Here is a 10,389-nt window from a genome sequence, read left to right as displayed (position 1 = left end):
TAACCAACTGAACTACCACTCCACTTGCTCGAAGCCTTTGCTTAGCGCCCCAAACGGAGTGCGAATTTTACGGGTTTTAGTGTGCATGTCAAACGTTTCAAATAAAAAAAAGCAAAAACTTTCATGCTGATTATTCTTTGTACAAAATCAGTAAGTTATGTAGAAACTTTAATAAAATCATTAGCTTCATAACAATCGAACGACTGTAGACCAAAATTCACACACTTTACCTACCCACAATGAGCCACCCTCAACGCTAGCTAACTTAAACCGCCCTTATATAATCGAAAATAAAACACTTTAAGATCACTGGCATACAAAATATCATTGGCACATTCATTTCCTTTAAGACAGTTAAGGTAAACAGATGTCAGACAGTTCCGTTTTTTTAGCAATGGACCGATTCATTGACAAAGCAATCAAACTTCAACCCACCCCACCTACTTTGCCTTTCGATGAAAACTGGCCTTCTCTTTGTTACGTTCACTCATCGGAGAAAGAAACTGTAGCGTGGAGACCAACAAGACAACTGAATCCACATGACATGTTCCAGCGCCTGTCGAATGCACTAGAGGAAGAGATACATCCGGATATCGCTGACTTCTATAGTCGCTACTGGTCAGACCCTCTTCCGGCAACATCTGAAGATGGCGATTTAAGCTTGATACAAGTATGGAATGAAGAAGACCTAGAGCGACTAAGAGGTAACCTCGTTGGTCACGCCCTTGCGAAGCGCAAACAAAAAAGACCTCTTACATTCTTCATCGCCTGCCCCGAACCTGATGAGAACGTATTTATAAGTGTGGACAATTATAGTGGCGAAGTTTTATTAGAAGCCCCTGGCAAGCCCCCAATAAGAAAACTCTCCAATAACATTGCAGATTTTATTGATGGGCTAACGCCTAGACATATACCTGATACGGAGTAATTACATGCTTTCCTTTCACAAAAGCGTAACCCTAGCGACCCTATTATTAATTAGTAGTGTTATTTCCGGCTGTGTCACCCTGAATTCACAAGAACTGGATCTACACCCAGAGCTTCAAGTGTCACGAAAATTAGATAAAAACACTCGTATTGATGTACAAGCAAAAGACATACGTATCAATAAAGTAATAGGTTATCGTGCTACCGGCGAAGACCCACTACCCGAGATCGTATTAAAAGATAGCGTTACCTTACTAAAACATACAACCGAACACGCTTTAGAGGATATGGGAATTCGCCGTTTATTTCCCGGCGAGTTCAAATTACAAATTGATCTCGTAGACCTTAACTATCAGGTAACTAAAGTAGCGTTAAAGCAAACCATCGACCTAAACATGAAAATCAAGGTTGATCTTAGTAAAGGGAATAAACGCTATACGGGATCATACTCCAGTAACAAACAACATATCTTTGTGGGCACACCGTCAGAAGAAGACAACACTAAGATCATTAATGAGTTAGTGACTGAAAACATGAATCTAATGGTTAACGATCCTCAACTATTAGATTTCATTCAATTTAACTAGTCACCTTTCACGCGTAGCTCTTGTCTTGATTACTATCGAGGCAAGAGCTTCATCTCACATGAAGTTACATTCGTTGTCATTAATTCAGCAGATTGAAGAAACACTCAACTTCACCAACCCACAGTGTAAGACAGCAGCCTGCTTATTTGACAGAGCGGCCGACCTGACTCAATCTGCCATTGATTAAAACTCTCTTGAACTGTTTGCAGATCCCTCTTCGATGTAGGCTTTTTATCTACAATACCCTGCGCTTTAAGTGCAGCAACTACATCGTCCGTAAGCATAAAAGTATCCTTACCAATCATTCTTAAAAACGAGGCACCCGAGTTACCACCCAACTGTTTACCGTTATTTTTTAAAAAGGCCCACAAACCTACAATATCTTCACTTGGCCACTGCGCTAAAAATTGCGCAAAGCTTCCATGCTTCGCTGCCAACTCATGCACCATTAAGGCATTGTGACGTACCGACTTAATTTTTCCCCAATGACGAATAATCTTGTCATTCTGCATCAGGTTTTCGAGCTGCTCATCGCTCATTAAGCTGATTTTCTCAGGATCGAAACAAAAGAACGCTTTCTCAAATTCCGGCCACTTGCTGTCCACCAGCGAATGCTTAAGCCCTGCACGAAATACTCGCCTAACTAGATCACTCAACAAACGATCATCTGACGTTGATGCCAACTGACCAGAAGTTTTTGCAATGGGCAATAACCCCTCTATATCCTCACCAGAACGATGCGCCTCTACATGTTCGTAAATCCATTTAAAGCTTTTCATCAGTTACGCTTTATCCTTCTCAAATACCAAAGAAGCTGAATTAACACAGTAACGCTGCCCCGTTGGCTGAGGACCATCAGTGAAAACATGGCCTAGATGCGCATCACAATTCGAACACGTAATTTCAACACGCACCATACCGTGCGTATGATCATGATGCTCATCAATGACAGCCATAGACTCAGGCTGCCAGAAGCTAGGCCAGCCACTTCCAGAATCATATTTATGCTGTGAATTAAACAGCTTTTCACCGCAGCACTTACACAAATAATTCCCTTCTTGCTGGTTGTTATAATACTCACCCGTAAATGCTCTTTCAGTACCCTTTTCCCGGCAAATTCGATACTCGTCAGGTGTTAACTGTTCGCGCCATTCAAGATCAGTACGTGAAATTTTTTGCTTTTTCTCACTCATAATTCCTCCGGAAACCTTAATAATCCCTATCAAACAAGAATAAACACTACAAAGCCCTGATTTTATAGGTTTCAGTCAATAAAAGGCGTATGATTAGCCTCTTTTTTTAAGAGACTAATCATACCGATTTATCTCATTGTAATAGGACAACATACAGCTCTATAGATTCCAGCTGATGTTACGCAGGACTTAAAAATGCCAGTTATCCGTAAATCAAACAAGCTAATCAATGTTTGCTACGACATTCGCGGACCCGTTCTTCAAGAAGCTAAACGCCTTGAAGAAGAGGGACAAAGAATTCTTAAACTGAACATTGGTAACCCCGCCCCATGGGGATTCGATGCACCCGAAGAGATCGTTCAGGACGTAATTTACAACCTGCCCGCCTCACAAGGTTATATTGATTCGAAAGGTTTGTTTTCCGCCCGTAAGGCGGTGATGCAAGAGTGTCAGAAAAACGGTATTAACAATGTTGGCATTGAAGATATCTATATTGGCAATGGCGTTTCCGAACTCATCGTTATGGCTATGCAAGGCCTATTAAACGATACAGACGAAATGCTTATACCTGCACCAGACTATCCTCTGTGGACAGCTGCAGTTAGCTTAAGTGGCGGCACACCTGTGCATTACCATTGCGATGAAGAGAAAGACTGGGCGCCAGATATAGAAGATATCCGCAGCAAAATAACTGAACGCACTAAAGGCATCGTTGTTATTAATCCTAACAACCCTACTGGTGCGGTATATCCAAAACATGTTTTAGAGCAGATCACTGATCTCGCTCGCGAGCACAATCTGATTATTTTTGCAGACGAGATCTACGACAAAATTCTTTATGATGAAGTAGAACACACCTCGTTAGCATCTCTATCAGATGACGTTTTGTGTATCTCTTTTAACGGGCTTTCTAAATCATACCGAGCAGCAGGCTTTCGCTCTGGCTGGATGATCGTCAGCGGACCAAAGCACAATGCTCGCGACTACATCGATGGTCTAGATATGCTCTCGAGCATGCGCTTATGCTCAAACGTACCGACCCAGCATGCGATACAAACAGCGCTGGGCGGCTACCAAAGCATTAACGAGCTTATAACGAAGGATGGCCGCTTATACGAGCAGCGTAACTTAGCATGGGAGATGCTAAATGCGATCCCTGGCGTTAGCTGTACAAAGCCAGAAGGAGCGCTCTATCTGTTTGCTAAATTAGACCCTGAAGTCTATCCCATCAAAAACGATGAGAAGATGGCATTAGATCTACTCCTGCAACAAAAAGTACTCATCGTACAAGGAAGCGGTTTCAATATACCGGACACCCAACATTTCAGACTGGTCTTTTTACCAAGAGAAGACGAGCTCAGAGATGCGATAGAACGTATTGGAACATTCCTGAAAACTTATCAACAGTGATAAAGAAAGCCACTCAATTAGAGTGGCTTTTTTGTAAAGACATTGTCACAAAACCGTCTTATACTGAAAACGAATCATAAATAAGCCTTTTGAGTTAACGGAAATAAAAATGTTTATAAAGGTAAGAAAAAACTGCGGTATCTACATGGATCACAATGGTTTAGAACAGCGCCACTTAGTGCCTGTTACTTCAAACTTTTTAGTAAACCTAGATCATGTAGCAGAAATATCCTTCTATACCATTAAAGAAGCTAAAACCCGTTACGACCTTGAGCAGCATGAAGTTATTGTACCGCCCCATACGCGCGTCATCCACTTGCAGATGAGCTACCTACATGGCACGCATAAAGAAACAATCAACGAAAAAAAGGCACAACTTGCCGAACGTTGTTTCTATAAACTTTATTTCATGCCGGAAGAGATGGGCCAATACGAAGAGATTCGTAACCAGATAGAAACGAAAGTGCTCAATCAATAATTCAAATATACAAAAACGGCTAATAAGGCCGTTTTTTTTGCTTTAAATTTAGAAAGATATTGCAAACCATATAAAAAAACTCTAAATATTAAAGACATACTACATAATAAGAATCAAAAACTAAGGAGTACATATGGAGATTCGCGAGCTATTAAAGCAAACGGATAAACTACCCAACGTACCAGAAGTAGTAAGACAGCTAATACAGCAGCTGAATAACCCCGCTGCGGACTACGGTGAAATCGCCGAAAAAGTATCTAAAGACCAAACGCTATCTCTTAAAATTCTTCGCCTTGTCAACTCAGCCCATTTTGGACTAAGCCGCAAAGTATCATCGATTGACGAAGCCGTCGTAATGCTAGGTATGGTTCGCCTTAAAACACTAGTCATAGCATCAGGTATTGCAGGCTCAGTTAAGCAGGTCGAAGGACTAGACCTTAAGAAGTTCTGGAGCGAATCCTTCCGAGTAGCAGCATTATCTAAATGGTTTGCTGAACGTGATACAAATGTTGACCCAGATATCGCTTTTACTGCGGGCCTCATACACAATATCGGCCGATTACTTCTGCACTTAGCGCAACCCAATCGCGCCCAAGCGATTCAAACGTTGATTGAAGAATCCAATTGCAGTCGGACCGATGCAGAGCTGGAACGTTTAAGTTTTACATCCCCTGAAGCTGGTCAGGCACTTTTAGATATGTGGACATTCCCAGCTGAACTAGGCATAGCGGTTCGTCAACATAAAACCCCTACATCATTTGATGAGCCTTCAGCTATCGCAGCGGTGGTCAATCTAGCCTGCGTTGTAAATTCAGCTGTGCGTAATGGTGATGATGTAGAAACCTTACAAGCTAATTTCCCTGCAGACGTGGCGACACTTGCTGGAATTTCTGCGGATACAACCGGTGAACTGGCTGAAGCGCTCAGTCTAGAATCTGGTTTAGACGGCTTAGCATAAGTCCTCAACAAAAACAGACACACCTTAACAAAAAAGCGGTAACAGATATCAACCTGTTACCGCTTTTTTATTTGATCAATGCTCTCAATTCAATGAGAGAACTTTGCTAGTATCAACAACTGAATAGCCATGCGTCACCGAACACTTTCTTAGCGACTTCAATCTAAGCGACCTCAGGTCCCTGAACAGTCACGGCCTTGATACACTTAATAATATCTTCCACATCCTGTAAAGCACGATGCTTTCTAAATTGCGCTTTGGCTAAAAAGCTAAACTGAATCCTCTGCTCTTTACTCAAAATACGATCTAACCCTGCCATCCTAAAATTTGGCTTTATACCTGTCGCCTCAAATAAACGACTCAACCAAAACAGGTCAAACTCAAAAGCATCACTGATTAAGGTTTTACCTTTAAGCATTTTATTCATTCGCTTGCAGGCATTCACTATATCAAGTCCTTTAGAGACTAATACCCCGCGTTCAATGCCATGTATCTCTTCTGCATAATCATCCCAATAATGCCAGCCTGGTGCCGTCTCTGGATTAATTAAAAAACTATCGTGTTCACCTGTAGCATCATTAACCCAAGCAACTTCTATAGGGTAGGACTCCGCGCCCAAACCACTTGCTTCCAGATCAATACAAATTAACTCCATTTATTTCTCCCTAACATATAGCAGCACCTTCAACCCTTTCTCCAACTCTGCTTCAGGAAAATCTTCTGGGTTTGCTAAGCGCTCCACAAACTTAAAATCAGGACACTCTTCTAACATCAACTGCTTCAAAAATTCCGTGCCATTTTTAGGATCGTTATGACACGCTAATACTTGGCTTTTTGCTTCGGTCAATTCATTTAACCGTCTAATCACTTTACGATAATCTTTCTCTGCGATAAAGCTGCCTGGCTGAAAACTTGGCGGATCAATTACCACTAAATCATACGGCCCTAACTGACGCACTTTCTTCCACGACTTAAATAAATCATAGGCAAGAAACGTGACTCTATCACCTTTTATACCATTCAAACGGTGATTATCCCGCCCAATATTAATAGAACCTTTCGACATATCAACGTTAACAACATGATCCGCACCGCCATCGATAGCTGCCACTGAAAACGCACAAGTGTATGAAAATAGATTAAGTACACGCTTCTCTTTAGCCTGTTCCTTAACCCACTTTCGCCCCTCTCTCATATCCAGAAACAGTCCGCTATTCTGGTTACGCTGTGGTTTGACATGATATGCAAGACCAAGTTCCCGAACTTCCATCTGTTCCGGTACGTCCCCCCAAACCACATTTTGCTCAGCATCTTTACCTCGTCCACGCTGCTGGATAACAAGGCCCTGAATGTCTGGCACTGTTTTTAACAAGTCACTCAACTCATCCAACCAAGCGGGCTCAACATCACGATAAAGCCTAGCTACGGCAAACGGAGGAAACCAATCGATAACAAGATGTTCAAGCCCTTCAAAACAATGACCCCGCCCATGAAATATTCGGCGTGCTTCGTTACCGGCTTTGGCGATCTGCTTTTCAACTTCGGCTAAGATTTGCTGCATGGGATTCCTGTTATAGAGGGCATTAAAAACGGACTAAATTATAAGCCTGACAGGTATGACACACCAGCGAAGTATAGATATCAACGTATTAAGATTTTTTTGCTAATAATCTATGATTTATGATTTAAAAGGATTGATAGCTTGAAACTTTTCCCTACTGCCCATATCTAAACTGAAGACATAATTACAGGAAAGATTAACATGATGCGCATCGGCCTATTTCTTCTTACAAACATAGCCGTCTTAATTGTTGCAAGTATTACACTGAACTTATTAGGTGTTGAACACTACATTTCAGACACGGGATTAAACCTTACCAGCCTACTGATTTTCTGTGCTGTATTTGGTTTTATTGGCTCTTTTATTTCGCTATTTTTATCCAAAAAAATGGCCAAAATGAGTACAGGAACTGAGATTATTACCCAAGCTAGAAACGCCGATGAGCAATGGCTTTTAGATACGGTTGCCGAACTTTCTCAAAGTGCCGGTATTAAGATGCCTGAGGTAGGCATATTCCCAGCACAACAAGCTAATGCTTTCGCCACAGGCTGGAATAAAAATGATGCGTTAGTTGCCGTCAGTTTGGGGCTTCTACAACGATTCCAGAAAGAAGAAGTCAAAGCGGTCATGGCGCATGAAATTGGCCATGTTGCTAATGGTGATATGGTTACAATGACATTGGTACAAGGTGTTATTAATACCTTCGTCATGTTCTTTGCAAGAATCGCTGGCTACGCCGTTGATAGCTTCCTTAAAAGCAGTGACGACAACAGCCCAGCAGGTTCAGGCATCGGTTACTTTATTACTGTTATCGTATTCGAAATTATCTTCGGTATTTTGGCATCATTCATTGTTTCTTGGTTCTCTCGATACCGCGAATTCCGCGCTGATGAAGCCGGCGCACAACTATCTAGTAATCATGCGATGATCGGTGCACTGCAACGATTAAAAGCTGAATATGATATGCCTGATCAGATGCCAGGCCAGTTAACAGCCTTCGGCATTAACAGCCACATCAAATCTGGATTAATGGAGCTAATGTCTAGCCACCCTCCTCTAGACAAGCGCATCGCAGCACTTCAGAATCGAAAGTAAGCTATAACGCCTGAAGTAACCAAACATCTAAGCCCCAGCTAAAATGCTGGGGCTTTTTTAATGCTTTTTAACCCCAATCCAATTAAAAAATAGGGTTATAGCGTAATAACCCCTTGCTCATCCAATAGCGCAGGCTCAAACTCATAGGGATACCCTCCCGGATTTGAAAAGACTCGCGTGCCTTTACAGTGCAGATCTACAGGCTGATGTATATGGCCATGAACCCAAAGGTCCATTCTCCCCATAAGTCGCACCAAGTTTGTAGCAAAAGCGGGTGAGAGCGGATGACCTTGATACTGCTCAGGGATACACAATTCAAGCGGGGCATGATGACTTATGACAACACGCTTTCCCTGCGCAGGTTTTGCCAACTCATCAGATAACCACAAAACAGCTTTTGCATGTAGTGACTGAAAAGCCTCAACCGTAAAGCGACTTTTTTCAGGGCACTCAATCTGCTGAAAGTCAGGGATTTTCTCTTCCATCAACGGTTTCAAGTGATGCAATTTAGTCCCCTCCCGGCCTTTATATAAATCGAAATCACTCCATAAAGTGGTCCCATAAAAAGTGACGCCCTCCAATACCAAAGAATCATTATCTAGTAGATGAATACCCAAACGTTTCGCCGACTGCGCTAAATCGTCTCTGACACTAGACATAGCTCCACCGTAAAATTCATGATTACCCGGTACATATATCACCTCCTGCTTTGGAAACTGCGAAGCAGCCCACTCTAGTCCATCCGTACCGACGGCAATATCGCCCGCCAAAATAATTACATCTGCGGCACACTCAGGAATCGGACGCCCTGATCCATAAGCTTCCAAATGAAGATCTGAAAACACTCTCAATCGCATATTAATCGTCCATTATTCATAATTGGAAAGGCTTCCTGTTTATTCACTTCCAAACCTGACCAAAGAGAGAACGCTCTATTAACAGCACTACAGTCAATGAACACATCAAGTTTAAAAATAACTTCTTAGCCATCCATCAGTTCCCTCTTTCGGTTATAACCTACAAATACTTCTGACCTGACGGCTATAGTTGAGTTCCAAAGCACATAGAATAGCCCCGTGCGTTATCTGGATAAGAGCATTCTTAATAGAGTAGACATTGCCCTTTATGATGCGAAGAAAAGCGGTCGTAATAAAATCAGGTATTACAGTGAAAACCAAATGCCATTGGAAACATGTGCAGTGATCTAACTTCACTAATTTAAGCAGTCCTTATAAATAAAAAACCAGCGTATACGCTGGTCTTTTATTTTTAGGAGCTTTAGTAACTAAAAAGCCCTTTTTATAAAAAGCTCGAACAAAGCTAGCCCCAAATAGACTCATTTACAGGGCTTTCAGGGCGATGCTTTATCTGCAATCCTTGCAAGAAATTACGCATCACCTGATCTTTACATACACGATAATGCTTGTGATCAGGCTTTCTAAAGAAAGCACTTAGTTCATGCTTACTCAAATACAGATCAGCCAATTCAAGAAGATCAAGGATATCTTCGCTTTTAAGGTCCAACGCGATTCTTAATTTCTTTAACACTATATTGTTCGTCAGCGTTTTTTCTGGCTGAGGCTGCTTACCCTCTTTTCTGCCACGCTTATGGTTAATTAAGCCATTAAGGAATGTTGCCATAAGCTTATCATTGCAATTCACGAATGCCGGATCATCATCCTTCTTCAACCAATCGCTGATCTCTTCGCGAGTAACAACCAAATCAGCTTCCCCAAAAATAGAAATCATCGTTGAATCATTTAGATCCAAGACATAGCGAAGGCGTCGTAATACATCGTTATTAGTCATACGTTATTCCTAAATAATAAAAACGGGAAATCTAAACGAAATTTACTGAACAAATAACGTCTGATAGAACAAGATAAAAGTGCGATAAACACTCTACCTAAAAACATGGCACCTAAAACCTGGCACCTAAAAACACGGCACCTAAACTCATAAATACCTTTAGTGGACACGCCACAAAAGACACTTAATTAAGATACGCGCAGTATAAACAAAACGACTGATTAAGAAAGTAACAAATACAGCCAAACGCCGCAGGCTTAAAGATCCGTTCAATAAACGTCCGATTCAAGAGCCATTCGATAAAGAGCCGCTCGACTCAAGAACCCCTATCAATTCAAAGCCACTATCGATTCAAGAGCACTAGCGATTCA

Annotated in this window: 12 protein-coding genes; 6 read left to right on the top strand and 6 right to left on the bottom strand. The window is 41.7% G+C overall.

The window, feature by feature from the left end:
• Positions 1 to 367 precede the first annotated feature (367 nt).
• Both syd and B4K11_RS14740 read left to right on the top strand, forming a co-directional pair.
• Entirely contained in the window at positions 368 to 928 is a 561-nt protein-coding gene (gene syd, locus B4K11_RS14745) for a SecY-interacting protein (protein WP_292953412.1), read from the top strand.
• Between the two features lie 4 nt (positions 929 to 932).
• The gene (locus B4K11_RS14740) at positions 933 to 1,514 is read left to right on the top strand and encodes a YajG family lipoprotein (RefSeq protein ID WP_292953415.1); all 582 of its coding nucleotides are present in this window, start codon (positions 933 to 935) and stop codon (positions 1,512 to 1,514) included.
• A 110-nt stretch (positions 1,515 to 1,624) separates the two neighbouring features.
• On the opposite strand, the gene B4K11_RS14735 is transcribed toward B4K11_RS14740, so the two are convergent.
• Positions 1,625 to 2,293, bottom strand: a complete 669-nt coding sequence (locus B4K11_RS14735) for a DNA-3-methyladenine glycosylase I (protein ID WP_292953418.1) — start codon at positions 2,291 to 2,293, stop codon at positions 1,625 to 1,627.
• A 3-nt stretch (positions 2,294 to 2,296) separates the two neighbouring features.
• A complete protein-coding gene (gene msrB, locus B4K11_RS14730; RefSeq protein WP_292953421.1) occupies positions 2,297 to 2,707 on the bottom strand; it encodes a peptide-methionine (R)-S-oxide reductase MsrB in 411 nt (136 codons plus the stop codon).
• A 195-nt stretch (positions 2,708 to 2,902) separates the two neighbouring features.
• Between msrB and B4K11_RS14725 the strand changes: the two genes are divergently transcribed.
• The 3 genes from B4K11_RS14725 to B4K11_RS14715 all read left to right on the top strand — a co-directional run bounded on the left by B4K11_RS14725 (position 2,903) and on the right by B4K11_RS14715 (position 5,553).
• Complete coding sequence (locus B4K11_RS14725; RefSeq protein WP_292953424.1) at positions 2,903 to 4,117, top strand: pyridoxal phosphate-dependent aminotransferase; 1,215 nt, start codon at positions 2,903 to 2,905, stop codon at positions 4,115 to 4,117.
• 109 nt (positions 4,118 to 4,226) lie between these two features.
• Positions 4,227 to 4,595 carry a hypothetical protein gene (locus tag B4K11_RS14720; protein WP_292953427.1) on the top strand — a complete coding sequence of 123 codons (369 nt, stop codon included), beginning with the start codon at positions 4,227 to 4,229 and terminating at the stop codon, positions 4,593 to 4,595.
• A 133-nt stretch (positions 4,596 to 4,728) separates the two neighbouring features.
• Positions 4,729 to 5,553 (top strand): HDOD domain-containing protein, encoded by an 825-nt coding sequence (locus tag B4K11_RS14715; protein WP_292953430.1) that lies wholly within the window; start codon positions 4,729 to 4,731, stop codon positions 5,551 to 5,553.
• A gap of 163 nt (positions 5,554 to 5,716) precedes the next feature.
• On the opposite strand, the gene B4K11_RS14710 is transcribed toward B4K11_RS14715, so the two are convergent.
• Both B4K11_RS14710 and B4K11_RS14705 read right to left on the bottom strand, forming a co-directional pair.
• Positions 5,717 to 6,208 (bottom strand): exonuclease domain-containing protein, encoded by a 492-nt coding sequence (locus B4K11_RS14710; protein WP_292953433.1) that lies wholly within the window; start codon positions 6,206 to 6,208, stop codon positions 5,717 to 5,719.
• A complete protein-coding gene (locus B4K11_RS14705) occupies positions 6,209 to 7,114 on the bottom strand; it encodes a class I SAM-dependent methyltransferase (protein ID WP_292953436.1) in 906 nt (301 codons plus the stop codon). It lies immediately after the preceding gene.
• A 201-nt stretch (positions 7,115 to 7,315) separates the two neighbouring features.
• Here B4K11_RS14705 and htpX point away from each other — a divergent pair, with 201 nt between their 5' ends.
• Positions 7,316 to 8,209 carry a protease HtpX gene (htpX, locus tag B4K11_RS14700; protein ID WP_292953439.1) on the top strand — a complete coding sequence of 298 codons (894 nt, stop codon included), beginning with the start codon at positions 7,316 to 7,318 and terminating at the stop codon, positions 8,207 to 8,209.
• 95 nt (positions 8,210 to 8,304) lie between these two features.
• Here htpX and B4K11_RS14695 read toward each other — a convergent pair whose 3' ends face one another.
• Both B4K11_RS14695 and B4K11_RS14690 read right to left on the bottom strand, forming a co-directional pair.
• The gene (locus tag B4K11_RS14695; protein WP_292953442.1) at positions 8,305 to 9,066 is read right to left on the bottom strand and encodes a metallophosphoesterase; all 762 of its coding nucleotides are present in this window, start codon (positions 9,064 to 9,066) and stop codon (positions 8,305 to 8,307) included.
• A gap of 463 nt (positions 9,067 to 9,529) precedes the next feature.
• Positions 9,530 to 10,018 carry a DUF1456 family protein gene (locus tag B4K11_RS14690; RefSeq protein ID WP_292953445.1) on the bottom strand — a complete coding sequence of 163 codons (489 nt, stop codon included), beginning with the start codon at positions 10,016 to 10,018 and terminating at the stop codon, positions 9,530 to 9,532.
• Between the last annotated feature and the right edge of the window lie 371 nt (positions 10,019 to 10,389).

Origin of the sequence: Neptuniibacter sp. UBA6509 (genome assembly GCA_002435145.1) — a bacterium.
Lineage (GTDB): Bacteria > Pseudomonadota > Gammaproteobacteria > Pseudomonadales > Balneatricaceae > Neptuniibacter.
The sequence above is the reverse complement of the archived record's forward strand: the minus strand, read 5'-3'. Positions and strand labels throughout refer to the sequence as shown.

Bases quoted from the DNA above. Each gene is read 5' to 3' on its own strand.
- B4K11_RS14720 (WP_292953427.1), top strand. From the start codon at position 4,227: ATGTTTATAAAGGTAAGAAAAAACTGCGGTATCTACATGGATCACAAT.
- B4K11_RS14715 (WP_292953430.1), top strand. From the start codon at position 4,729: ATGGAGATTCGCGAGCTATTAAAGCAAACGGATAAACTACCCAACGTA.
- B4K11_RS14710 (WP_292953433.1), bottom strand. From the start codon at position 6,208: ATGGAGTTAATTTGTATTGATCTGGAAGCAAGTGGTTTGGGCGCGGAG.
- msrB (WP_292953421.1), bottom strand. From the start codon at position 2,707: ATGAGTGAGAAAAAGCAAAAAATTTCACGTACTGATCTTGAATGGCGC.
- B4K11_RS14740 (WP_292953415.1), top strand. From the start codon at position 933: ATGCTTTCCTTTCACAAAAGCGTAACCCTAGCGACCCTATTATTAATT.
- B4K11_RS14735 (WP_292953418.1), bottom strand. From the start codon at position 2,293: ATGAAAAGCTTTAAATGGATTTACGAACATGTAGAGGCGCATCGTTCT.
- B4K11_RS14705 (WP_292953436.1), bottom strand. From the start codon at position 7,114: ATGCAGCAAATCTTAGCCGAAGTTGAAAAGCAGATCGCCAAAGCCGGT.
- syd (WP_292953412.1), top strand. From the start codon at position 368: ATGTCAGACAGTTCCGTTTTTTTAGCAATGGACCGATTCATTGACAAA.
- htpX (WP_292953439.1), top strand. From the start codon at position 7,316: ATGATGCGCATCGGCCTATTTCTTCTTACAAACATAGCCGTCTTAATT.
- B4K11_RS14690 (WP_292953445.1), bottom strand. From the start codon at position 10,018: ATGACTAATAACGATGTATTACGACGCCTTCGCTATGTCTTGGATCTA.
- B4K11_RS14725 (WP_292953424.1), top strand. From the start codon at position 2,903: ATGCCAGTTATCCGTAAATCAAACAAGCTAATCAATGTTTGCTACGAC.
- B4K11_RS14695 (WP_292953442.1), bottom strand. From the start codon at position 9,066: ATGCGATTGAGAGTGTTTTCAGATCTTCATTTGGAAGCTTATGGATCA.